This is a genomic window from Paenibacillus sp. LHD-38 (assembly GCF_031157315.1).
In the GTDB taxonomy this organism is placed as follows: Bacteria; Bacillota; Bacilli; order Paenibacillales; family Paenibacillaceae; genus Pristimantibacillus.
On the sequence record NZ_JAVIFU010000007.1, the window covers coordinates 68,699 to 93,313 of the forward strand.

Annotated in this window: 26 protein-coding genes; 22 read left to right on the forward strand and 4 right to left on the reverse strand. The window is 44.6% G+C overall.

Going from position 1 to position 24,615, the window contains the following annotated elements; translation table 11 throughout:
- Nucleotides 1-4: 4 nt before the first annotated feature.
- From nikA to RCO25_RS08095, 6 genes are read left to right on the forward strand one after another with little or no spacing between them, the layout of a single operon-like run.
- Nucleotides 5-1,534: a nickel ABC transporter substrate-binding protein gene (gene nikA / locus RCO25_RS08070; protein WP_308995627.1), complete on the forward strand. Its 1,530-nt coding sequence runs from the start codon at nt 5-7 to the stop codon at nt 1,532-1,534.
- The gene (nikB, locus tag RCO25_RS08075) at nt 1,535-2,488 is read left to right on the forward strand and encodes a nickel ABC transporter permease (RefSeq protein ID WP_308995628.1); all 954 of its coding nucleotides are present in this window, start codon (nt 1,535-1,537) and stop codon (nt 2,486-2,488) included.
- On the forward strand, nt 2,479-3,327 hold the full coding sequence (gene nikC, locus RCO25_RS08080) for a nickel transporter permease (RefSeq protein ID WP_308995629.1): 849 nt from the start codon (nt 2,479-2,481) through the stop codon (nt 3,325-3,327). Before nikB ends, nikC begins: the two co-directional genes overlap by 10 nt.
- Nucleotides 3,324-4,124 carry an ABC transporter ATP-binding protein gene (locus tag RCO25_RS08085; RefSeq protein ID WP_308995630.1) on the forward strand — a complete coding sequence of 267 codons (801 nt, stop codon included), beginning with the start codon at nt 3,324-3,326 and terminating at the stop codon, nt 4,122-4,124. The genes nikC and RCO25_RS08085 overlap by 4 nt, the downstream gene beginning before the upstream one ends.
- Nucleotides 4,121-4,885, forward strand: a complete 765-nt coding sequence (locus tag RCO25_RS08090) for an ABC transporter ATP-binding protein (protein WP_308995631.1) — start codon at nt 4,121-4,123, stop codon at nt 4,883-4,885. Before RCO25_RS08085 ends, RCO25_RS08090 begins: the two co-directional genes overlap by 4 nt.
- Before the next feature lie 25 nt (nt 4,886-4,910).
- Complete coding sequence (locus RCO25_RS08095; RefSeq protein ID WP_308995632.1) at nt 4,911-6,215, forward strand: MATE family efflux transporter; 1,305 nt, start codon at nt 4,911-4,913, stop codon at nt 6,213-6,215.
- A gap of 687 nt (nt 6,216-6,902) precedes the next feature.
- Here RCO25_RS08095 and RCO25_RS08100 read toward each other — a convergent pair.
- Nucleotides 6,903-7,322, reverse strand: coding sequence for a NanQ anomerase/TabA/YiaL family protein (locus tag RCO25_RS08100; RefSeq protein ID WP_308995633.1), 420 nt, complete (start codon nt 7,320-7,322; stop codon nt 6,903-6,905).
- A 103-nt stretch (nt 7,323-7,425) separates the two neighbouring features.
- On the opposite strand from RCO25_RS08100, the gene RCO25_RS34810 reads away from it, so the two are divergent.
- On the forward strand, nt 7,426-7,638 hold the full coding sequence (locus tag RCO25_RS34810; protein ID WP_374992084.1) for a hypothetical protein: 213 nt from the start codon (nt 7,426-7,428) through the stop codon (nt 7,636-7,638).
- Between the two features lie 1,008 nt (nt 7,639-8,646).
- On the opposite strand, the gene RCO25_RS08105 is transcribed toward RCO25_RS34810, so the two are convergent.
- Nucleotides 8,647-9,168, reverse strand: coding sequence for a DoxX family protein (locus RCO25_RS08105; protein ID WP_308995634.1), 522 nt, complete (start codon nt 9,166-9,168; stop codon nt 8,647-8,649).
- 559 nt (nt 9,169-9,727) lie between these two features.
- On the reverse strand, nt 9,728-10,132 hold the full coding sequence (locus RCO25_RS08110; protein ID WP_308995635.1) for a CBS domain-containing protein: 405 nt from the start codon (nt 10,130-10,132) through the stop codon (nt 9,728-9,730).
- Nucleotides 10,133-10,235: 103 nt separating this feature from the next.
- Here RCO25_RS08110 and RCO25_RS08115 point away from each other — a divergent pair, with 103 nt between their 5' ends.
- Nucleotides 10,236-11,138 carry a hypothetical protein gene (locus RCO25_RS08115; RefSeq protein WP_308995636.1) on the forward strand — a complete coding sequence of 301 codons (903 nt, stop codon included), beginning with the start codon at nt 10,236-10,238 and terminating at the stop codon, nt 11,136-11,138.
- A 161-nt stretch (nt 11,139-11,299) separates the two neighbouring features.
- Here the strand turns inward: RCO25_RS08115 and RCO25_RS08120 are convergent, their stop codons facing one another.
- On the reverse strand, nt 11,300-11,512 hold the full coding sequence (locus RCO25_RS08120; protein ID WP_308995637.1) for an alpha/beta-type small acid-soluble spore protein: 213 nt from the start codon (nt 11,510-11,512) through the stop codon (nt 11,300-11,302).
- A 205-nt stretch (nt 11,513-11,717) separates the two neighbouring features.
- Here RCO25_RS08120 and RCO25_RS08125 point away from each other — a divergent pair, with 205 nt between their 5' ends.
- From RCO25_RS08125 to RCO25_RS08190, 14 genes are all read left to right on the forward strand, one after another.
- A complete protein-coding gene (locus RCO25_RS08125) occupies nt 11,718-12,224 on the forward strand; it encodes a GNAT family N-acetyltransferase (protein ID WP_308995638.1) in 507 nt (168 codons plus the stop codon).
- A 322-nt stretch (nt 12,225-12,546) separates the two neighbouring features.
- A complete protein-coding gene (locus RCO25_RS08130) occupies nt 12,547-13,224 on the forward strand; it encodes a FadR/GntR family transcriptional regulator (protein WP_308995639.1) in 678 nt (225 codons plus the stop codon).
- A 108-nt stretch (nt 13,225-13,332) separates the two neighbouring features.
- Nucleotides 13,333-14,646 (forward strand): ABC transporter substrate-binding protein, encoded by a 1,314-nt coding sequence (locus RCO25_RS08135; protein WP_308995640.1) that lies wholly within the window; start codon nt 13,333-13,335, stop codon nt 14,644-14,646.
- Nucleotides 14,647-14,661: 15 nt separating this feature from the next.
- Nucleotides 14,662-15,603 carry a carbohydrate ABC transporter permease gene (locus RCO25_RS08140; protein WP_308995641.1) on the forward strand — a complete coding sequence of 314 codons (942 nt, stop codon included), beginning with the start codon at nt 14,662-14,664 and terminating at the stop codon, nt 15,601-15,603.
- The gene (locus RCO25_RS08145) at nt 15,603-16,430 is read left to right on the forward strand and encodes a carbohydrate ABC transporter permease (RefSeq protein ID WP_308995642.1); all 828 of its coding nucleotides are present in this window, start codon (nt 15,603-15,605) and stop codon (nt 16,428-16,430) included. Before RCO25_RS08140 ends, RCO25_RS08145 begins: the two co-directional genes overlap by 1 nt.
- Entirely contained in the window at nt 16,427-17,590 is a 1,164-nt protein-coding gene (locus RCO25_RS08150; protein WP_308995643.1) for a trans-sulfuration enzyme family protein, read from the forward strand. The genes RCO25_RS08145 and RCO25_RS08150 overlap by 4 nt, the downstream gene beginning before the upstream one ends.
- A gap of 449 nt (nt 17,591-18,039) precedes the next feature.
- A complete protein-coding gene (locus tag RCO25_RS08155; RefSeq protein WP_308995644.1) occupies nt 18,040-18,882 on the forward strand; it encodes an amino acid ABC transporter substrate-binding protein in 843 nt (280 codons plus the stop codon).
- A gap of 52 nt (nt 18,883-18,934) precedes the next feature.
- The gene (locus RCO25_RS08160) at nt 18,935-19,603 is read left to right on the forward strand and encodes an amino acid ABC transporter permease (protein ID WP_308995645.1); all 669 of its coding nucleotides are present in this window, start codon (nt 18,935-18,937) and stop codon (nt 19,601-19,603) included.
- 14 nt (nt 19,604-19,617) lie between these two features.
- A complete protein-coding gene (locus tag RCO25_RS08165) occupies nt 19,618-20,370 on the forward strand; it encodes an amino acid ABC transporter ATP-binding protein (protein ID WP_308995646.1) in 753 nt (250 codons plus the stop codon).
- Nucleotides 20,371-20,528: 158 nt separating this feature from the next.
- Nucleotides 20,529-20,963: a VOC family protein gene (locus tag RCO25_RS08170; protein WP_308995647.1), complete on the forward strand. Its 435-nt coding sequence runs from the start codon at nt 20,529-20,531 to the stop codon at nt 20,961-20,963.
- Nucleotides 20,964-21,075: 112 nt separating this feature from the next.
- Nucleotides 21,076-21,582: a GNAT family N-acetyltransferase gene (locus RCO25_RS08175; protein ID WP_308995648.1), complete on the forward strand. Its 507-nt coding sequence runs from the start codon at nt 21,076-21,078 to the stop codon at nt 21,580-21,582.
- A gap of 201 nt (nt 21,583-21,783) precedes the next feature.
- Complete coding sequence (locus RCO25_RS08180; protein WP_308995649.1) at nt 21,784-21,975, forward strand: hypothetical protein; 192 nt, start codon at nt 21,784-21,786, stop codon at nt 21,973-21,975.
- A 189-nt stretch (nt 21,976-22,164) separates the two neighbouring features.
- Complete coding sequence (locus RCO25_RS08185; RefSeq protein ID WP_308995650.1) at nt 22,165-22,947, forward strand: class I SAM-dependent methyltransferase; 783 nt, start codon at nt 22,165-22,167, stop codon at nt 22,945-22,947.
- A 453-nt stretch (nt 22,948-23,400) separates the two neighbouring features.
- Nucleotides 23,401-24,564 carry a glucose-1-phosphate adenylyltransferase gene (locus tag RCO25_RS08190; RefSeq protein ID WP_308995651.1) on the forward strand — a complete coding sequence of 388 codons (1,164 nt, stop codon included), beginning with the start codon at nt 23,401-23,403 and terminating at the stop codon, nt 24,562-24,564.
- Nucleotides 24,565-24,615 lie beyond the last annotated feature (51 nt).

Genomic DNA, 24,615 nt, shown 5'->3' on the forward strand with positions numbered 1-24,615 from the left:
AAAGATGTTTAAGGGATACAAGTTATTATTAATTTTCATTTTATCCGTTTTTATTTTGGCAGCTTGTTCTTCTGTGCCTGTTGAAAAACAAGCTGAGGGAAGTAAAAAGGTAAATCTGCTCTTTAATTTTGCGACTAGCTCGCTTGATCCTAATGTGGATACAAGTTATGTCTCCGTTCGTGCAGGAATAACGGAAACTTTGGTACATCTCAATGATACGGACTTGACCATCGAGCCTTGGCTTGCAGAAAGCTGGGATAGTCAAGATGGTCAATTATGGACAATTGAGCTAAAAAAAGACGTGACCTTTCAGAACGGTAAACCTATGGATGGAGCAGCTGTTAAAGCCTCTCTCGAACGGGCAATGAAAGATAGCCTCGCGATAAAGAATGCCTTGCGTATTGAAACAATAGAAGCCAAGGCCAATACGTTGACGATTAAAACAGAAGTTCCATTTCCTGAATTTCCATCTGAACTGGTACATCCAAACACTTCAATTATTGACGTAACGGAAGCAGACTTTGTTAACAAACCGATAGGCACAGGACCATTTGCTGTATCTTTTTTTACACCGGGTACGGCTGTGGATCTTGTGCGTTATGAGGGTTACTGGAACGGGGCTGCAAAACTGCAATCAGCGAAATTCTCATTTAATGAAGACGCCAATGCCCGGTCTCTTGCGCTTCAATCAGGAACCGCCGATATTGTTTTCCGTCCTGAAGTAGAAACACTCACTAATTTAGAAGCTTCACCAGGAGTAAAAGTGGAGTCCACATCTACGTTCCGAGTGCATCAAATGACGATGAACCTAGAACGGAAGCCGCTGCGAGACATCCTTGTTCGTAAGGCTGTTGATGCATTAATTAATCGGCAAGCTATCGTGGACACCATTTTAAGAGGACATGCTGAAATTGCGACTGGACCTTTCCCATCCACCTTTTCGTTTGCACCGGACTATCCTGAGAAAAAGACGGGTATGGACGCTGCTAGAGCCTATCTTCATGATGCCGGGTATACAGAAGTGAATGGGGTTATGCAAAAAAACGGCGAACCGCTCACATTTAAACTCCTAACTTACAGTGCGCGTGCTGACTTGCCCTTGATTGCACAAGTGTTTCAGTCGGATGCAGGCCAGCTCGGAATAGAGGTTCAAATCCAGCAGATCGAAATTCCAGAAGAGTACATGGCAGCCAATCGCGATTGGGACCTGACTACATACAGCAATTTAACTGCACCTCGAGGGGATGCTGGTTACTATTTGAATGCAACGTATCATCCAAAAGGCGCTTTGAATTTCAGCGGAGCGGATGATAATCATTTAACCGCTCTAATTGATGAATTAAACGCAAGCGTTGGTCAAGACAAGCGTTCGGTTAAAGCTGAACAAGTTGCCTTGTATGTCGATGAGCAAGTCTATAATTCTTTTATTCTGCATCCGAACACACTCATTGCATATAAGTCTGATAAAGTTCTGAACTGGGTAACATCCCGAAGTGAATATTACATGTTAACGAATGAATTGGATGTGAAGTAAATGTTTCAGATTCTAAGCAGGCGATTAATCGAGGTTGTAATCTTTCTTCTGGTCATTACGTTCATAAGTTTTCTATTCGTGCGTCTCGCTCCGGGTGATCCGGTTCTTTCCATGCTTAGAGTCGATGATGTATCGGTTACAACTGAACAAGTGGAAGCACTTCGTGAACAATTAGGATTTAATGATCCTTTACTCGTGCAGTATGGTCGATGGTTGGCTGACTTTGTAAGATTAGATTTTGGTAACTCCTATATAACGAATCAACCTGTGATGGAAATGATTCTACGCGGATTACCTGCAACACTCGAACTGTCTTTCGGTGCACTCATTGTCATGCTAAGCGTGGCTATTCCTCTTGGCTCACTCGCTGCTCTATATCGGGGAAGCTGGATAGACCAATTAAGCCGGGGAGTATCGTTACTCGGCGCTGCCATCCCGAGTTTTTGGCTGGCACTCATTTTTATTGATTTATTTGCGGTGCGGTGGGGCATTCTCCCTCCGATGGGGAGGGACGGCATTATTTCTGCGGTCCTTCCATCCATTACTTTAGGACTTGCCATAACAAGCGTTTACGTTCGCTTATTGCGTTCAAGTTTGCTTGACTCTCTCAGCAATGAATTTATATGGGCGGCACGATCTAGAGGATTATCGGAAATGCGTATTTTTTTCGGCCATGCATTTCGTTATAGTTTGCCGCCTGTTATTACCGTGTTCGGTATTAGTTTAGGCAGCTTGATCGGTGGGGTTGTCGTTATTGAAGTTATTTTTGCCTATCCCGGTATCGGCAAGATGGTTGTTGACTCGATTCGATCACGGGATTACGCCGTCATCCAAGGATATATTTTTGTGATGGCGATTATCGTATTTTTCGTGAACAGCGCTGTTGATTTATCTTATCGATATTTAAACCCAGAACTGCGGATCAAGGAAAGGAAGAACAGCTCATGGAGTTAGTGGTTACAAGAAAACGCAAGAATATTCAAAAACGCTGGAACGTTGCCCTAATGCTCTCTATGGTAACTTTGTTACCAGTTGTGATTGCTTACACCTTCCTTGTGCTGAATCATGACCCATCATTAGTTAAGCTTACCGAACGATTGTTGCCAATGAGTCTAAAACACCCGCTTGGAACAGATCATCTGGGGCGTGACGTATTAACACGTTTGCTGCTGGGCTCACAGCTGACAGTTGGTTATGGTCTCATATCATTGTTAATTGCAGTTATCATTGGTGTGCCGTTCGGTTTGTTGGCTGGCTTTAAAGGTCGTGTAGTTGATCGGATTTTCATGCGTATAGCAGACGTTTTTTTGTCATTTCCGGATACGATAGTGGCGATTGTGTTGAGTAGTTTACTAGGTGCCGGCATTGAAAATCTGCTTTTTGCCATTGTTCTGGTGAAATGGGTTAGTTATTCCCGTCTTGTTCGAAGTACGGTATTAACTGAACGGCAAAAAGACTATGTCATTATAGCTAAAATTAATGGTCTTAGTTCGGGGCGTATTATGATCAAACATATATTGCCGCATGTTATTGGAAACGTACTCGTGCTTGCCAGCCTCGATTTAGGGAAAATCATTCTGCTCATTTCTGCTCTTTCCTATATAGGACTCGGTGCGCAGCCTCCAGCACCGGAATGGGGGGCAATGCTCAATGACGCTCGTCCGCATTTTCAATCCAATCCGCAGCTCATGATTTATCCGGGACTCGCGATTGTATTTATCGTTCTCCTGTCAAACTTATTCGGTGATTACTTGCGAGATAAATTTGACGTCAAAAAGGAGGTTGGAAATTGAACGTTATAACCGTTAACCATCTGTCTGTGACGGGTAAACAAAATAGGATCGTTAATGATATTTCGTTTAAAATTCAAGAGGGGGAATGGTTTGCCCTAGTTGGGCAAAGCGGCAGCGGAAAGAGCATGACTGCTTCGGCAATCGGACAATTATTATCTCCGAACCTTCAAGCAACAGGCGAAATAAAATATGCAGGCAGCAATTTATTAGCGCTTACCCCTTCAGAAATGCGTAAAATTCGCGGTAAACATCTTTCTTATATTTTTCAAGATTACCAAGGCTCGTTTACACCGTTTCTTACCATCGGGCGACATTTCGAGGAATATCAACAGCGACATTTAGATTTATCCAAAACCGCAAGAAAACAGCAAGCCAAGCAAGCACTTGTTTCCGTGGGTCTGTCTGAAGATATTTATACTAGATACCCAGTCCAATTAAGCGGTGGCCAGCTGCAGCGGGTATCCATTGCGATTGCTCTACTCCTTAAGCCAGATTTATTGATAGCGGACGAGCCAACTGCGGCATTAGACAGCGTCACTTCTTTTAAAGTTTTGGAACTATTATCTCAGTTGCAGGCGGAAACCGGTTGTGCGATTTTGTTTATTACTCATGATTTACGTCACGTAAGAAAATATGCTGATCGCATAGCTGTAATGAAAGACGGAGTAATTATTGAAACGGGTAATAAAGACCAGATACTCAATCATCCAAAAAATCCTTATACAGAGCTGCTTATCAATTCATCGCCATCACTTAGGACCATGCTCTCACTTTCGATTGAAGGAGTGATACGATGAGCTTATTAGAAGTGAAGAATGTTTATAAGAAATACGATAATGGTGAGGCTGTGCTCCGGGATGGGAGTTTTACAATAGAGAAGGGGCAATGCTTAGGTCTTGTAGGCGAAAGCGGCTGCGGTAAAAGCACACTTGCGCGCTGCCTTTTGCGCATTGAGCCAATTGATGAGGGAAGTATTTTGTTCGAGGGTATACCTCTCCATAACAAAAACGAACGTCGTTTAAAACCCTATCGAAAACATATCCAAACGGTTCTACAAAATCCTTCTGCAGCGTTGAATCCCAAGCTTAGGATAAAAGATTCCCTAATGGATCCCTATTTGCAATTTGGCAGCCAGGCAGCGATGAAACATTTTCATTATATGAATCATAAAGACTTTGTCGCACAACTGTTAGACGCTGTAGAGCTTCCAGCAAGTCTAGCTGATCGATATCCTCATGAACTGAGCGGTGGGCAGAAGCAGAGGGTAACTATTGCTCGCGCAATTAGCATTGAACCTGATATTATTATTTTGGATGAACCCACTTCGAGTCTTGACGTTCTATCTCAAGCTGCCGTTCTACGTTTGCTGGATGATTTGCGGGTGCAGTTAGGCACCTCTTATCTATTCATTTCACACGATCTCTCAGCAGTGTATACAATGAGTAAAACAATAATGGTCATGCGCGATGGCGTTATTGTGGACAGTTTTGAGAAGGAGGGGCTATTTTCTAAGGTACGTCATCCATATACTCAAGAGCTTGTAGCCATGTTTGATTAATGAACATGCGTAGGGAGAGGTATTTTTGAATCATCGATCTTATCTTGCACTAGCTATTCCACTCATTATCTCAACCTTAACTACCCCATTACTTGGTGCTGTAGACACAGCAGTCGTCGGTCATTTGCCTGACCCTGCTTATATAGGTGGAGTAGCTGTAGGGAACATTATTTTTAATACGATGTATTGGTTATTTGGGTTTTTACGAGTCAGTACTTCGGGTTTTACTGCCCAGGCACATGGAGCTAATAATGAAGTTCAAGGGGTTTTGGCTCTTACAAGGCCGTTTATTATTGCTGTGGTGGTCGGAATAAGCTTTATTCTCCTTCAGGGACCGATGGAGCATTTGTTTTTAGCTTTGATGAGTCCGGAAGCTGACGTTCGAAATGTCGCGTCTGATTATTTCAGCATTCGCATATGGGGCGCCCCGTTTACTTTGTTGAATTACGTGATCCTTGGATGGTTAATGGGAATGTCTAAAATAAAAGTTTCTTTGATCATACAAATTGTTATGAATCTTATGAATATCGTTCTTGCCTTGTTGTTTGTGAGCGTGTTTGCTTGGGGGGTATCCGGCGTCGCAATAGCAACCCTAATATCAGAAGTAACAGCCTTTGTCATTGGAATGTTTTTTATACGGAAGGTTTCTCCTTTCGAATTTAAGCTGCCTCCTTTAAAAGAGATCGTTGATTCCGCCTCATTAGGAAAAATGATGTCCGTCAACCGGGACCTGTTTATCAGAACCCTTTGTTTATTAGCCGTATTTAATCTCTTCACGGCGCAGGGGGCTTCTTTTGGAACGGAAGTCTTGGCAGCGAATGCGGTTCTCATCCAAATTCATTACATTATGGCATACTTCTTTGATGGATTTGCCAATGCTTCAAGTATACTAGTTGGAAAAGCCATAGGATCGGGGGATCAGCGGCTTTATAAGAAGACACTTATGCTATCATGCCAATGGGCTGTCCTCTCGTCTCTTTTTATCGCAGGTACTTACTATCTGTTTAGTGATTACATCATTCATTTATTTACACGCATACCTCATGTCATCGAATTGGCTAACGCCTACGGCATGTGGATTGTCCTGTTTCCGCTTACGGCAAGCTTCGGTATTATTCTCTATGGTGTATTTACTGGGGCGACCGAAGCTTCATCCATACGGAACTCGATGATTTTGGCATTGATGGTTTATCTGATTGCATTTTTCACATTGGTGCCCAACTTTAATAACCATGGCTTATGGCTAGCTTTCATTATATTTAGTATAGGGCGGTCGGCGTTTTTAGCAATTTTTATTCCTAAATTGAACCGGAAGCTGTTCACTAAATGATTCCCAGAAGGAAGACAAACTGGTACATATACTTATTGGTGACTATAATTTTGCAGCTCTGACTAAGTAACTTGGAAATGTTCAAGAAGCCGGATTATAAACCCTTGTTAAACGTACGGGCAGTTAAACTCAATACAGAAGAAAGTTGGGAGGGCTTATTAATATGTTTAAACTTATATTAGGTGTGGGAGTTTATTTTTTTGCGACTTTGCTTATGGGTTATTACTTTATAGGGGTTAGTTTTATAAAGTCTATACAGTTAGCATCTCTTATTACAATAATACATCTTTTGATTCGTTTTATAGATAAGCTCTACAAGAGGGAAACTAATTATAATGGAGAAGGATAGTTGGGCAAAATCATAGGGCAGCGCTACGGCAACTGCACCCTTTATTTGTTAAGCTCCCTTGGTACGATATCAGCGGCGGAAGGTTTTCCAGCCATGTTCTTCCAGTGCCGACATTGGTCAAAAGCACGTGAGCTGGGAGATAATGGCATCCGCTACGCATCTAATTCAAGCACTTTATGAAGCTTGTTGAGAACACCTTGTTGTGTGAGAGGCCCATGTAATTGCGCATGGGCCTACTCGATGCCATCATTTCATATTACTCCATCGGCAGTCTGAGAATGGCGCCCGCATCCTTGTCTCAGAAACCGGCACTAGATGTACAAGGATAAACCCTTGAATTAAAATAGAGATGCCTTCACCTTGACAACTGCTTTTCGGATACTCGATGGAACCGAATCATACAGACCAGAGCGATGGATGTCGCTTGGAAAAAAGACAATAAAATCGCCGGTATGTAGACTTACTTGCCATTCTCCGCTAACCTCTTTATAAATCGTGGAATCGTTTTTCGGATCATAGGCTTTCGTTGGTATATCCCCTTCTTGTTGAATCGCCCAACCGAACGTTTCGCTGCCATCCAGAAGATAATGAATGTCTACAAAACGCTCATGCTTTTCTGCAGATACATCCTCGGTAGGTTTTGTGTTTTTCTGCATCAGGAGCACGTAAAGATCCTCCCCAACAATGGGGTATGTTCCGTCAGTTAATACGGAAAAATCGGTTTCACTAAGATAATCTAAGGTAGCGGGAAATCCCATGAATGACTCATATGCGGGTATTGAATGGCATGAAACAAACCCAATTTTGAACACCCTGATTACTTCAGGGGGTGAACTGACGCTTAGCCCGCTTTAGCCGGGAATTGAGGCGGATGTGGTTAAGATCACGCAGGGGGAGAAGTATTTTGTGCTGAAGGTGTGTAACAAACACTCGAAACCTGACGTCCTGCGCCAATATCGCCTTTTGGAAGCTCTTCATCGGCAGGGAATCCGCGTATCTGAGCAGATCGGCTATGGGCGAACCGAAACTGGGGACGCTGTGCTGCTGACCCGCTATCAAAGGCAACCTCAATGAGCGAACGGGCAGCATTGAATAACTCTAATTGTGATAAATGATGTTTGATGCCTTTCCACGAATAACTGAATAGCTGGCCTTTCATGAACCTAGCCTAGGGAATTTTAAAACAATGTCTGTTAACCGAGTCCATTTCGAAGGGGAAATTCACATGTCATGCTTTATTTGTGATAAGCATCTTGGTTATTCGAATCAACCACCTGATGGATATATTTACGAAGATGAACACTGGAAAGTCTGCCATTTTCCAGCACAGCAATCCATTTTAGGTCGAATTGTTTTGGAATCGAGGCGCCACTTTCTCGACTTTTCGGAGATGACAGAGAAAGAAGCTGGGTCATACGGAGTTGTGACTTAGAATTTGTACTCAGCACTCAAACAGGTCACTGGTGCAGAACGAGTGAACTCACTTATAACTATTGATGGTGTTCCACATTTTCATGCACATTTCATTCCCCGGGGAAGTGATAGCCTGACAAAAGGGATGGATTTCTTAAAACAAGATTGGTCTTGCAATGAAATAGATGCCTCTGATGTGGCACGGAAACTACAGGCTATTCTCAACTCGAATTAGAAATAGACTGGTTACGCCATTGAGCTAACTTGTACGATAGTTAAATGGAATACGTGAGAGCAGCCGGTCAGAACGATCGGCTGCTTTCTTCATTGAAATAACTGGAAGAATGACGTGGTGAATACCAGACTTCTTCCTGTGCCCTTATCTTAAGCAACCCAAAAAAGTTATTGCGAGTAGTTGGCCCAATACCAGCGAAGCTGTCACAGCCCGCAAAGTAAGGACATAGAAAGTTCCTCTAATTGCTGATATTGGAACTTATTCTTCGACTTATTGCCCTTTATCCGCTGAATTTCATGAAGTTTACTGCTGATAGGGATCGTAATTCCAATACCAGAATAAAATCGGAACTTTTGACTGATCTGCAGCTTTATAATCACCATGTATTAACATGTGCATTGCGGGTGGTGTCACGTTCGCTGGTACTGCCCCGTTTAGACGGACGGAGATTTTAGGGAAGGCTTCTTGCTGCGGAATATGGCCTGCGAGTGATTCCGGATCCAAGGAACGACCCAATAATCTCCGCCGAAGCGGCCAGCGTTCATACCGGCTGCCAGGAGGAAAAATTGCATAAGGATCAAGTTCGGATTCGAGCTGATTGCACCGGCGAACAAAAAGTTGAAGTTCATGAAGATTCCCATCAATGCCGCGAACGTTGAAAGAGTGCCCGTAATCAAGGCAAGCCCGACGAGAAATTCTCCCCATGGAACAAGGAAGTTAAATACATCCACATTCGGCAGTGCCAAGCCTTGCAGGAAGTCCCCGTACCATTGCTGAACGTCGGGCCTCTCCCCGGTGGTCTTGGCAATCGCCCCTTTCATGAATCCGGAAGCGTCGAACGGCTTGCCGCCCGATAATTTTCCCCATCCGGCCGTAAGGAACTTCCAGCCGACGTACAATCTCAGCACGGTCATGCATACGGCCGCTGTCTTGCTGCTTTGTAACCAATTCATCATCTAAAATCCCTCCAATATAAGTCTTAAAGCCCAAATCCGTTACGTTCAGCTCATCTTATTGAGAATCCCTCCCTGTATTTTTCCCTTGAGTAAAACTTTAGCCCTAAGAACACTTTGTTGCTCTAGGGAAACTTTTGGTGACTTTAATATAATCCGACGGAAGAATTTTGTAAACCGTTTTTTTTAAGACGGTATAACCGTAATAATCGCGAATACGAATCGTATGATAGAAGAAAATGCTGAAAGGGATTGATCCCCATTATTGAATTATCGGCCTAGGAAGATGAGTCTCCAGTAATCGGCTTCGATAACTATCAGGTCCTGAGTACGCAGCTCGCACAAGCTGTGTTCTTTGCAACAGAATCATCATTACTTGAGTGGGTTCAAAATGGGTTTGTTTTGACTAGCGAGTAAGAGGAAATATGGGTTCTGAAATGTAACAAAATATATATAAGGATGGTTGCACTAACGGGCACGATAGCTCAATAAACATTAAGAACAAATATAAGGCTGCCGGCGAACGGCAGCCTTCATGATCCGCAAGATCAGGTCTTTCCAACTAATCAGCAATATTTCGGGTATAGTATTCAATTATATCTTTGCGACGAATAATACCGAGGAAGACGCGATCGGCGTCTACGACCGGAACGAAGTTCTGATCGGCCGCCAGCGCCAGCATATCGTCCAAATCGGCGCTGATCGCGACGCATTCGACCTTCATCCGTTTTTTGATGGAGACGACAGGAATTTCGTGCATCGTATCGAAGCAGAGGCCGGGTGTCGTTTTCAGTTTCCATAACAAATCGCCCTCGGATAACGTTCCGAAATATAAGCCATTGTCGTCCAAGATCGGAATGGCCGTATAATGGCTCGCCTCCAATTTATCCATGGCTTCTTTCATATTAGAGGATGTCATGAGGTAAGAGACCTCGTTCTTGGGATATAGAAATGATTTGATGTCCATTGAATCACGCTCCTTTGGTATATTAAAACATATTTCGTCGCGGGGCGCATGTGGAAGTGACTGGGGCATGCCTAACATTATCGAATAAAGGATGCAAAAAGTTATGTCGAAAGACAAGAACATAGTCCGAATTAAGTCCGTGCAAATAGCGGGCTTTTACTTGGCTGTCGCGCTAACCGGCTGCGGCATGAAAACTCACGAACAAGCGAAGGAACAAACGCCGGAGTTGGGCACTGTCCAGACCGGACGCCAAGCCGGCGAGGAATCCGGCGGCGGGATCGTGATCCCGCGAATCGATCTGCCGGATCGGCAGCCCGAGAGCGCAGATATGATCGGTCTTGTCGTTTACCAAGGCCGGATCTACACGCAGACGGATACTAAGATAGCGCCGGAGGACGCGGTGCCGCTCGTAGGCGACAAGCTTGGCCAGACGATCGGAACGATCGACGAGTGGAGCAAGCAGGACGCCTTCGCCACCGAATTCGCTTCGAACATCGGGCAGATCGATATGTACACCGTAACGGGGTACGACCCGAAGTTTCGCATTATGTCGTATAAACAATTGGACAATGGCGACGTCATCTCGGAGTTCTATGAATGCCTGAACGGCATTCGCGTCTACAGCGGAAAGGACATCTTTGGATTGCTTCGGATTGATGGACGGATTCAATCGGCCGCATGGGAATCATTTGGCAGCTGGAATTACGGTAAAGAAGAGAAGCAGGCACTACAATCATCGGATACTCCGGAAATCTCCGCCTTTCTGGCGGCGGTCGGCGAAGCCAAGCCGATCAAGCAGGAGGTGCTGCAGAACGAAGGCATTTTCGATGAACCCGATCAACGGTTCCTCCACCTGCGGCTTACGGATCAGAGCGTTGTCACGCTCAGGCTGTTCCAAAATGGATATGTCTGGTATTCGACCGCCCATCTGTTCTTGCAGGTGGAGCAGAAATCGATCGATCGGCTGTGGCAGCTGATGCCGGACGAGGCGTCTAACGAAAAATGAAGAAGCCCGGGCATCCCGCCTGGGCTGGGGCAACGCGGTTTCGTTTTGTTACGCTTTACAACGAATTTACCAGTCAGCGATTTTGATTTTCTTGAAAACAATGAATAGAAAAAATTAAATAGCCCTCCTAGTCTCTTTATGAGATTGAGGAGGGCTATTTTTTAGAATTTTCTGGCTCCTGAGCTAAGGGATTGTTCTGCAATTTGAATTAATGCTCTTGTGATGTTTCCACCAATAGTACCTGCATCACGAGTAGTCATATTCCCATTGTAACCATCTGGAGACCATTGAATTCCAAACTGTTGTGCTACCTCATATTTCAAGTGGTCTAATGCTGCTTGTGCTTGTGGAACAACTAAACTTTTTCTGCTCATGTATGTTCACTCCTTAATTGGATGTAAAGTTATTTTGTGGATTGTTTGGCTTTTTATACATCATTTTTGGAATTAGAAGTGAAATAAATGCAATGTACTTTAAACTGCCTTTTGCTTCGCTAATTGCGACTAAACCTTCTGCTGAAATTTATGATATTCTATTGAAAGTATGAAGTGAGAGATCAAGGAAAGGCGGACAAATGTCATGAAGCTTATATTTCCACACGTGAATACAGCGGAAGAAATCGCTGAGGTTGCTCGGTTGGCGGCAGAAATATGGCGCGAATATTATGTATCCATTATTACAATAGACCAGATTGAATACATGATTGGCAAATTCCAATCGATTCCAGCGATTAAGGATCAGATCCATCATCAGGGATACGAATATTACTTCATCCATCAGGATGGATCTGCGGTCGGATATATGTCGGTCAGACAAGAAGAGGGAAAGCTTTTTCTGAGCAAGTTTTATATAGGCAAGGAGCACCGGGGACGCGGCTATGCCAGCCAAGCGTCGGCATTCCTTGAACAGCTGTGCAAAGACCGAAATCTAAGCCATATTTGGCTGACTGTTAATCGTCATAACGAATCCACTATTGCGGTTTATGAGAAAAAAGGGTTCCAGACCGTACGAGAACAAATTGCGGATATCGGGAATGGATTCGTCATGGATGATTTTATCATGGAAAAAGAAATTCCGGTTTCATAAGTGAAAGAGATTTATACGCGAATACGAGGAACCGCTCTGGAGACAGGGCGGTTTTTTGTTTAAAGATCCGCAAGGGTCATACCTTGCCCGGCATATAACGCCTTACAAGAAGGATGAGCAGAATTCTGAAGGGAAATATACTGCCCCATCTTTTAGAAAATAGTAGGGGTAGCTTTTAGAAAAATATTTTCTATAGCGCTTTGAAGCTTTTCTTAGCCGCTTGCGTGCTGTCCTCAATTGACATTAATAGAACGTTAACTTAAGATTTACTTTAAGGTTAACCTATCGGATAGGTAGTAAGGTGAGGAGTGGGAAGCGGGCTATGGCGAAAATTCAAAAAATACTTGTGCATGAATTGGTATCCCAGGAAATTCAAAATTATATTCAAGAGAAGGATCTTCAAGAAGGGGACAAGCTTCCGTCCGTTGAGGAAATGACGCAAATGTTCGGCGTCGGCCGTTCCTCGCTGCGGGAAGCTTTGCGATACTTGGAGGCAATTGATATCGTTCGCGTGGAAAACGGCAAGGGCATTTTTGTCCGGGATGTCGACACGTTCCGCTTTACGGGGAAAGTTAAAATCGAGCGGGAGCGCCAATACTTGCTGAACACGCTTGACATCCGCAGAGCGCTGGAAGGCAAGGCGGTGGAGCTGGCATCTAAGAACATTACGGTGGCCCAAATCAAGGAATTGGAGCTATGCCTTGAGCGGTACCAGGCTTTGAAGGAGAGCAGCAAGGATACGTCCCAGATTGATCTTGCTTTCCACCGTTACATTATCAAGGCCGCCCACAACCCGATTCTCGAGACCGTGATGGATTCCATCTCTGGATTATACGAGAAGTTTTTCAATGAGCCGTTAGGCGAAAAACAGCTTTTCGACGAGACGTACCCCTATCATCGCACGATGTTCGATGCTGTTGCCGCCCATGATACGGAAAGGGCGCTTGAGGAGTTTAACAAAATGATGGATTGCATCGAAGAAAAGATCAAAAGCTTTTAACGAGGAGCGCTTTATTATGTGTTGACAAGGTAAAGCGCTTTCAATATAATCAACCTATCAGACAGGATGACTGTATGATACATGTGATTTAAAGGGGGATTTTAATCGATGAGAACGCGCAATAAAGTGTTGGCTTCGCTGTTATGTGCCGTATTGACGATCGGTCTATTGGCGGGATGCGGCAGTAAGAACGAAGATGAAGGCGGAAACGCTGGCGGCGAGAAGATCACGCTTCGCATGATTGAAAGTTTGACAAGTCCCAAGAGAACCGAATTGATTCAAGCAATGGTCACCAAATTCGAGGAGGCCAATCCGAACATTAAAGTAGAATTCATCTCGCCGCCATTTGATCAGGCGGACAACAAAATCAGAACGATGCTCGCATCCAACGAACAGATTGACGTTCTAGAAGCACGGGATTTGAACGTTGCCGAATACGTGAACAACGAGTATCTCGAACCGCTTAACGCTTACACTGACAAATGGAGCGACTTCGCTACGGTGAGCGCCGTATCCAAGTCGGTCGGCTCGATAGGTGACAAACTGTATTTTGTGCCTAACGGCCTCTATGAAAGACAAATGTTCTACCGTACGGACTGGCTGAAAGAAGCGGGTCTAAATCCTCCGACAACTTGGGAGGAACTGTACGAGGTTTCGAAAAAATTAACGGATCCTGCCAAAAACCGTTTCGGTTTCTCGTTCCGTGGCGGCGCTGGCTCCACGGGTACTACGGACGCTATCATTCTCGCATACAACGGAGACAAAGTGAACCTGGACGATTCCATGTTTACGAAAGACGGCTCAACTGTTTATTCCACGCCTGAAGCGAAAGCAGGCATGGAGCTGTACCTGAAGCTCTACAAGGACGCTTCGCCTCCGGATTCAATCAACTGGGGCTTCCAAGAGCAAGTACAAGCATTCACTTCAGGCGTAACCGGCATTCTGCTGCAGGATCCGGACGTTATCCAATCCTTGCAGGAGAAGATGACCGAAGGCACTTGGGCAACGGCTCCACTCGTAACCGGGCCGACTGGTAAAGCGCTGTTCGCAGCTGGCGGAGCCGGATGGGGAATCGCATCCCAATCCAAGCATAAGGAAGAGGCTTGGAAGCTGATTGAATTCCTATCAAGCCCTGACGCAAACACAGCGTTCTCCAAGGATTACGGATTGATTCCGATCCATACCAATGCTACGGATGACGAGTTTTTCAAAACCGGCCCGTACAAAACGCTCATTGATATGTCCAACAATCCAGATGTGTTCGTAAACTTCAAGCCGGCATTCCAATATCCGGGCAACGCACAATGGGGCCAAGTTGCGATGGAGTCTGGACAATCGCTGCTGCTCGGCAGTTCAAACCTTGACGATACGCTTAAGAAATGGGACGAATACTGGGTTGATCAGAAAGCGAAATTAAAATAATAAGGGTGTGTAATTATGATGGGTGGCGAAATAGTTGCTGCCCATCATCCTTTATCCACGAAAGGCGGTGCGGAAATGAAAGAACAAAGGGTGTTTATTCTATCTGGGTTGATTCCCGCCTTACTGCTTGTGCTGGCGTTCACCTATTACCCCTTTCTCAAAGGGATCGTTATGGCTTTCCAGGATTACAAGCTTTTCGATTTGAGAAATGTCCACTTCATTGGGCTGGACAACTTTAAAAATGCCTTTAACGACCCAAAATTATTAATGGCTATGCAGAATAGCGCCTACTGGGTGTTCTTCTCGCTCATTTTTCAATTTTTATTCGGGTTTACGCTTGCGCTTCTGCTCAAGAAGCCGTTCAAGGGGCGGGGGATTTACCAAGGCTTCGTGTTTTATTCTTGGGCGTTGTCCGGTTTCCTGATCGGGATGATATGGAAGTGGATGTTCAATTCTCAGATCGGCGTCATTAACGACATTTTGCTCCAACTAGGCATCATCCATGAGCGAATCGGCTTTCTGTCGGACCCGAATTGGGCGATGACATCCGTCATTATCGCCAACGTATGGTATGGCGTAGCGTTCTTCGCCATCATGCTTTTGGCAGCTTTGCAATCCGTGCCTTCTGAACTTTATGAAGCGGCGGTTATGGACGGCGCAAGCAGCTTCCGCAAGCTGTGGAATGTCACGCTGCCTTATATTATGCCGACGATCATCGCGACCACGCTGCTAAGGGCGATTTGGATTTTCAACGATCCGACGATTATATACGGATTGACGAACGGGGGACCTGCAGGCAGCACGCATATTCTCTCTTCTCTGATGCTGGATAAGATTATTTACGCAGGAGATTACGGAGCGGCCTCTGCCATCGGCATCATTATGATCGTTATTTTGCTGCTCTACACGATCTTCTTCCTATCAGTCACCAAGGCGGAGAAAGCGGGGGATTTCTAATGAAGCTGCGACTATTTGGAGTGTCCAAAGTCATTTATCTGGCCATCTATTTGCTGGTCATGGTTTTCCCGCTGTATTGGATCGTCATCACATCGCTCAAGCCGCAGAAGGATATATTCTCATATCCGTTGAAATATTGGCCTGAACGATTTACGCTGGACAATTACATTCATATTTTCAAAATATCAAAGTTCCACATTTACATCGGCAACAGTTTGCTAGTAGCCATTACTTCGGCGGTAATCGTACTCGTTATCGCTACATTAAGCGCATATGTGCTCGCCCGCTTTAAGTTTCGGGGACATAGGCAAATCATGCTCGCATTCTTTGCAACGCAAATGCTGCCCGGCTTTGTTGCCCTTGCACCGCTGTATTTGATGATGAGCAATATGGGGTTAATCAATAACCGGATTTCGCTCGTTCTTATGTACACCGTTGGCCTCATCCCTTTCTCGACCATCATGCTGCGCGGTTTCTTCGAGCGGATCCCGTCGAGTCTGGAAGAAGCAGCGATGATCGACGGATGCTCGAGGTGGACGGCATTGGTGAGAATCATTATTCCGGTCATGCTGCCGGGGATCGCTTCGACATTTATATTCGCTTTCGTTCAAAACTGGAATGAGCTGTTTCTGGCGGTCATGTTCATCGATAACGACGCGCTTAAGACACTGCCGGTAGCGATGAACTCATTTATCCTGAAATTTGACGTGGATTGGGGCGCGATGTCGGCTGGGGCGGTATTATCGATCATTCCAACAATTTTATTGTTTGCTTTCGCACAACGATTCATTGTGGAAGGTTTGACGCAAGGAGCGGAAAAAGGATGAGCAAACTAGAGAATAAGTTCACCAAAGCAGCTTATGATCCGCTGGATGCCAGACATCATGGCGCTATACATGTACCGATTTATCAGAACAGCCTGTTTGCCTTTCCGAGCTACGAACAGTTCGACGAAGCGATGAAAGCGCAGCAAAGCCATCACATCTACTCGCGCGGGAACAACCCGACGGTTCAATATTTGGAGATGAAACTGGCGGATTTGGAAGAAGCCGAGTCCGCCAAATGTTTTGCTTCGGGAATGGCTGCCATTTCCTCGGCGATTATGTCAGTCGTCTCGCAAGGCGACCATGTCATTTGCGTTAATCAGGCGTACGGCCCGACAAAGGAGTTTCTACGCTCTTATATGAGCCGGTTTGGCGTGGAAACCTCGTTTATCGACGGCAGCTCGAATGAAGAGTGGCGCAGTGCCGTGCGTCCCAATACGAAGCTGTTCTATTTGGAAAGTCCTACGACGATGTATTTTGAGCTGCAGGACCTAAAGCAATGCGCGGAGCTGGCCCATAGCATAGGCGCCGTTACGATCATCGACAATACTTGGGCGACACCATGCTTTCAAAACCCGACAACGATGGGAATTGATCTGGTGGTGCATTCCATCACTAAATATATCGGCGGGCACAGCGATTGTATCGGCGGCGTCGTGCTGGGCTCGAATGAGCTTGTAGATCGGATTGCGAATAATGAGTATATGCTGCTTGGCGGCATTATGACTCCGCAAACGGCGGCGCTCATAGCGAAAGGCCTTCGGACGCTGCCATTGCGCATGCAGCGGCATGAAGAGAGCGGACTTTATGTGGCTGAGCATATCGCAAAGCTAAGCTTTGTCTCCCGCGTCAACCATCCGGGCTTGCCCTCCCACCCACAGTATGAGCTGGGGCAGCGCCAGATGTCGGGGTCCGGGAGTTTGTTCTCCTTTCTGTTGAATGAGCCTGCCGAACGAATGAAGGAATGGGCAAACCAGCTGAAGTTTTTCAAAATCGGTGTAAGCTGGGGCGGATTTGAAAGCCTAATAACGGTTAATCGCCATATGATCGACGAGAAAGCCGGAGATGAGCCGGTCGCGATCGTTAGATTGTATGTCGGCATAGAAGATCCGCGGGAGCTCGTTGCGGATATCGAACAGGCTTGGGAGCAAGTGAAAGGATAGAAACAGTATAGGCTCACTCTAGCATTAATCAGCGGCTTTTTTGAGGTAACTATAGTTGAATAACATAATGGGATGAGCAGGCACTGCGGTGGCCTGTTCATTTTATTAAGCAAACGGGCAGAAGTGTATAAATGTTTTTTGCGTGCACATTGGAACAAATCTATGTTAATATACGTTTGATTGAAGGGGGCTTATGAGAGATTTGAAGGCTTAGTGCATTTTAATGGCGGAATAAAACCCTAAAAGGCTTATGGGACAACGCTTTTGTTAAAATAAGGTTATGCCTTTTTGTACATGGTTATAATGATTTTATCATTACAAATCTTTTAAATAAACAATTCTTATATGAATACTAGGATAAAAGGGTTGACACAAAACCACCTGCGTTATAATATTCATGTAGTCAACATGTCCATACATTACAGATAAGAATAGCGAGGGGTAATAACATGAAGAGATTAAGCACACTAACACTGTTGATAGTACTTACCGTATTGCTTCTGGCAGCTTGCGGCGCCAAAAAAGACAATAGCAATGGAGGCACCCAGGAGCCAGCGGTAAGCCCAACTGCGGAGGCAGCACCGGGACAAGCGGCTTGGGATGCGATTAAAGAGAGCGGCAAGCTCCGTATCGGTACGGAGGGCACATACGCGCCATTTACATTTCATGATGAGTCAGGCAAGCTCACCGGGTTCGATGTCGAGATCGCAGAAGAGATTACTAAGCGGCTTGGCTTGAAGGCTGAATTCATTGAGACTTCGTGGGATTCCATTATCGCTGGCCTTGATGCTGAGCGCTTTGATACTATTTTCAACCAAGTGGGCATTACGGATGAACGGAAAGAGAAATATGATTTCTCTGATGATTATATCGTTTCCAAAGCAGTATTGATCGTTGCTGAAGATAACATGGATATTAAAACGTTCGCGGACCTGAAAGGCAAAAAAGCAGGACAGTCGTTAACAAGCAACCTCGCTGATATTGCTCGCGAGAATGGGGCAGAGATTGTAACGACGGATGGTTTCAACCAAGCGATCGATCTGCTTGCTTCGGGGCGTATCGATGCTACCGTAAATGACGGAATATCTTTCTTGGATTTAAAGAAACAAAAGCCTGACCTGCCGCTTAAAATTGTTGCTGAAGCACCGGATGCAGCCAAGAACGCCGCTCTTTTCAGAAAAGGAAATGAAGCTTTGATTGAGGCGGTAAACGGCGCGCTTGCCGAGATGAAGAGCGATGGCACTTACTTAAAAATCTCCGAGAAATATTTTGGAGCAGACGTCTCCAAATAATGAATGCTGCCATGCTGACTAACAGCTCACAGGCGTAAAGGATGCTTATAATATGACTGATCGTCAAATAGAGATTCTTATAGATTCACTGCTGCCCCTGCTTAAAGCAGGGGTACTTTTTACGATTCCGCTAGCTTTAGTTTCATTTACTCTTGGTCTCATTTTAGCTGTTGCTACTGCTCTTGCAAGACTATCCACCATAAGAGTACTGCGGCTTGTTGCACGCTTCTATGTATGGATCATTCGCGGAACTCCGCTGCTTGTCCAATTGTTTATTATCTTCTATGGTCTTCCTTATGTGGGGGTTATATTAGATCCGTTTACTGCATCTGTCATCGGCTTCACGCTCAGTGTAGGCGCCTACGGCTCCGAGATCGTACGTGCAGCGATTCAGTCGATCCAGAAAGGCCAATGGGAAGCAGCATATTCACTAGGTATGACGAGGTGGCAGGCGCTTCGGCGAGTCATTTTACCGCAGGCGGCTCGCGTGTCGATTCCGCCGCTTGGCAGCTCGTTCATTAGCTTAGTAAAGGATACGTCTCTTGCAGCTACCATTACTTATGTGGAGATGTTCCGTGTAGCGCAACAAATTAACGCAGCTAAGTACGAGCCTCTTCTGATTTATTGCACCGCTGGGGCCATCTATCTTTTGTTCTGCTCAGTACTGTCATGGCTGCAGAATGTTACCGAGAAACGATTGGCGCGGTATTCCGCAAGCTAAGGGAGAGAGTATAGATGATTGAAATTCGCAATTTGCATAAGTCCTTCGGATCATTGGAAGTTCTGAAAGGAATTGATATGACGTTGGAGAGGGGCAAAGTGCTCGCGATAATAGGCCCCTCAGGTTCCGGCAAGACGACGCTGCTTCGATGCTTCAATCTTCTAGAAGTGCCTGATCGAGGCATATTAACGGTCGGTAAGCAAACGTTGGATTTTGAGGCGGGGAAGAAAGTTCGGGAGAAGGAAGCCGTAGCCCTACGCAAGCAAACGGGTATGGTGTTCCAGTCGTTTAATCTTTTTCCACATAAAACAGCTATTGAGAATATTATGGAAGCGCAAGTGACTGTGCAGAAGAAGAGCAAGTCAGACTCTCGGCAACGCGCCGCAGAGCTGCTGGCTAAGGTTGGCTTGGCCGATAAGGCTGAATTTTACCCGCATCAATTGTCAGGTGGACAACAACAGCGGATTGGCATTGCCAGAGCAATGGCTACTGATCCCGAGGTGCTGCTGTTCGATGAGCCGACATCAGCGCTGGATCCTGAATTGGTTGGCGAGGTGCTCAAGGTTATTAAGCAGCTTGCAGCAGATGGGATGACGATGATAATCGTCACTCACGAGATGAAGTTCGCAGCGGATGTAGCGGATCGCGTCATTCTTATGGTTGACGGAGTTATTATTGAAGAAGGGCCGCCGGAGAAAGTTTTGGAAAATCCTCAGAGCGCACGTGCCATTCAATTTTTAAATCGATTAGCCAGTTATGAAATCTAGTAGAAGAACATACGATAGAGGGGATGCTGCCAGGTTGGCAGCATCCCCTTTTTAACGATTGATAGAAAAACAGAAACACTGACATACCCTTGTCAGTAACGGTAGCTTATAATCGTAATAGAGACCAGTACTAAAATGATCTTAGGAGGAAATTGAATATGAGCAAATTACAAACATTGCGAGGATTTGCGACTATCAGTTATTGGGCGGATGATATGGAGGCGGCAAAGGCGTGGTATTCAGAGCTGCTGGGCAGTGCACCTTACTTCGAACGCTCAGGACCAGATGGTCAACTAGTGTATGCCGAGTTTCGCCTTGGTGACTACCAGCACGAACTGGGTCTGATCGATCGCCGTTTTGCTCCTCCGCGTGGAACGGCTGGCCCCGGTGGTGCCATCATGTATTGGCATGTTGATGATATAGAAGCTGCACTTAGCAATTTGAAGGCCATGGGAGCGGAAGAGTACGAACCGCTAGTACACCGTGGGGAGGGATTCATCACGGCTTCCGTCACTGATCCATTTGGTAACGTGCTGGGTATTATGTACAACTCCCACTATTTAGAGATACTGAATTCCAGAATTCAAGGGTGAGCAATAGATTAAATAGTACAAGTTCACACTCAACAAGAATAGCGAAAATGGCTAAGTAACAATCACAGTACTAAAGATTATTGTTGGTTAATAAAGAAAAAGAGGGAACTTAATGATTATTCGAGTTTTGGATGAGCAAGATGCTGGATTGTATCAGGATCTGCGATTAAATGCCCTAAAAAACAATCCTGAGGCTTTTGGCTCGACGTATGAGAGAGAAGAAAAATTTTCACTGGAGACTGTAATAGAGCGAATAAAACCCACCAAGGACAAGTTTGTTCTGGGAGCTTTTGATGATGGTTGTTCGCTCGTTGGAAGCGTTGGATTTGTTCGGGAGAATGGTCTAAAAACTTCTCATAAAGGTAATGTTTTTGGGATGTATGTAGCACCTGAAGGAAGAGGGCAAGGGGTAGGGAAATCCCTAATGCTTGAACTAAGTAGAAAGGCAAAAGTTTGTGATGGACTAGAGCAAATAAACTTAGCAGTCATTTCTGAAAACCACGCTGCAAAAAAACTTTACACCTCCATAGGGTTTAAGGTATACGGTGTGGAACAAAACGCCTTAAAGTATAAAGGGCAGTATTTTGATGAGGATTATATGGTTCTAAAAACTCAATGAAGAACTCTAGACAAACGATGAAGGAGCTGCCGCGGCAGCTCCTTTTTACAACTTCACAAAATATAGGTTATTGTACAAATATACTGCTGGGCATTGAGTTAACGGGAAGGATAACGCAGTAGTAGTGATTGTTAATTTCCATTGTACTGAGAACGTATGTTTGGTAAAATTATACACATACTGAGTTATTGGGGGCTGCCAATGGATATCGTTGCACACATTAGAGGTGCGGTACACTCTCGAATTGAAACAATCCTCTTAGATATTCCCGACACAAGAGATAGCGAGAAGGAATTTGAAAAAGGTCTAGAAATGTCAAAAGAACAAGCCATAATAATGACCAGGGATGCTTTAAATATCTTGAATGTCTCAAATCTAGCCCGGAGTTATTGATGTCACAACCCTTTCTTAATTTACCGCCTCTTACATACAGCCAAGTAAATAACGAGACGATAGCTCTTAATCTTATGATAGCGATGGTGAGAGAAATCCATTATCATACAGGGCAAATCATCTATGCAGCAAAAGTCAGAAAGGGACAGCTTGTGTGGCAATACGAAGTAAATATGGGAGGTTTTTGAGATGGAAAGAAAAAACACTTTTAACGAAATTGCAAGGGAATACGATAAGTACAGACCTAGTTATCCGGATCAGTTGTTTACTGACATCTTGGAGTTCACGGCTATCAAGGAAGGCGATTCCATACTTGAAATCGGCAGTGGCACAGGTCTGGCAACGAAAGGTTTTGTAGATTTAGGGTTTGATAATGTGACTTGTATTGAATTAGGTCAAAATTTAGCGGAACTTACTCGTGAAAAATTTAAAAACAGACCCAATGTTAACATAATCAATTCCCCATTTGAAACTTGGCAGAGTGAAAAGAGTAACTTTGACCTGGCTATATCCGGTACAGCTTTTCATTTTATTCAGCCACAAGAAGTTGGCTATCGCAAGGTCTTCGACCTGCTCAGCGAGGAAGGCTCTATAGCATTCTTTTGGACCGTCCATGTCCCGTCTTTTGATGATGTCTCTAATCGAATTCGGGAAAGTTATAAGAGATATGCCCCTCAACTAGATGATTCAAAAAATCCAACCATTGAACAAATTATTGATGAAAGGTCAGTTTTAACTCTAAAGGAGGGGTTATTTAAGGAATTAAAAGTAAAGCAATACATATGTAATCACACCTATACAGCTAATGAATATATCTCTTTATTAAACACTAATTCCAGACATAGACTAATTTCCGACAATGTGCGATTTGAATTGTTTGGGGAAATTAAAGAAGCGATTGAAGAACATGGTGGAAATCTTATTAAACCTCAAGCTGTTGTATTGTTTCATGCCAAAAAAAATCTAAAGTAAGCGATTTTTTTCGCTCTAGCTGCTTTTTCCACTTATACAGCGTCGTTTCAGATAGTCAGCTATCCCTTGCGATCTGACTTGCGGACTCATTGTTGGGCGGTATAATTCGTTGCATTAGGGTACGACAACTATTCTGACAGAGGGAGTACCACAAAAGCTCTGAAGATGCTGTCGAAATAAGTATGTCGAAAATAATAAACATGATACTTGAAAATGACACGAAGCCGAGTAACAAACTACAATAGAAATCGCGGATATGTCGCAATTCCGTAGCAAATGTTCCGAATAATGGAGTTATAATGGGGCTATTTCCGATTTTTTTTCCTCCTTTGATTTTGTCGATAATTATTTTTTAGTTACACCAGCTTATGACATGCTTCGTAACGATCATCTGGTACTATTTTTTGAGTTACTCTTTTTGGCTTAGGAGAGTATACAACACCAATAGAGGAGATGATCCGTATAACACAGAAGAAATGTATTGCTATGTTACTTGCAGGTGGAGAAGGAAAGCGGCTTGCTCCGCTAACCCAGAAGCTAGCTAAGCCGGCGGTGCCATTCGGTGGCCAATATCGCATTATTGATTTTCCGCTCAGCAATTGTTTGAATTCAGGAATTGACACGATTGGGGTATTGACCCAGTACAAGGCGGAGACCTTGCATATGCATATTAAAGACGGTGGATTTTGTTTGAATGACAATGAAACCGAAATTACGCTTCTTGATGCCAGTCGTCAGGCTAATGGCCTCTATACGGGAACGGCTGATGCCATCTACAAAAATTTGGATTACATACAGCGGAATAATCCGGAGCACGTACTATTGCTCTCTGGGGATCATATTTATAAGATGGATTATAACGCCATGATTCAGTTCCATGAGGAAAGCGGAGCAGAAGCTACGATCTCGGTAAAGCAGGTTCCGTGGAAAGACGCACATCAATTCGGCATTATGAATGTAGACGATTCGTATAAAGTAACTAACTTTATCGAAAAGCCATCCCAGCCTGAAAGCAATCTTGCTTCAATGGGCATTTACATATTCCGGTGGTCGTTCCTAAAGCGTTATTTGCTCCAGGATGCTGAGAATGAGCTTTCTTCTCATGACTTCGGAAAGGACCTCATCCCTCAGATGCTGGCGGCAGGGTCGAATGTGTATGCTTATCCTTTTCAGGGATACTGGCGTGATGTGGGCACGGTGGAGAGCCTTTGGGAGGCACATATGGAGGTGCTCGGCGGTGAGATCGTTCTTGATGACGGACAATGGCCGATGTACACAAATAAGCGTCTTCAACCATCGCCAACGAATCTCTACAAGGCTGCTGAATCTCATAAATCGTTGATTAATCCTGATAGTATAATTGAAGGAGAGTTAGTAAGATCGGTCGTATTTAGCGGCGTACATATCGGCCCAGGATGCGAAATCCGGGAAAGCATCATTATGCCGGACGTCAAAATCGGACGCAATGTCCAAATCTATAAAGCTATTCTTGGCGAAGGAAGTGTGATAGAAGATGGGGCAGTTATAGGGAATCCAAATGGAGAAATTACCGTGATCGGAAAGGACGAATTCATATCAGCCGACTCTCCAGCTGTTCTTGACATTATTATTGCTTAAATGGGTTGTTGAAAAAAGCTTATCCGTCTAAAAAAGCTGGAACATGAGAGA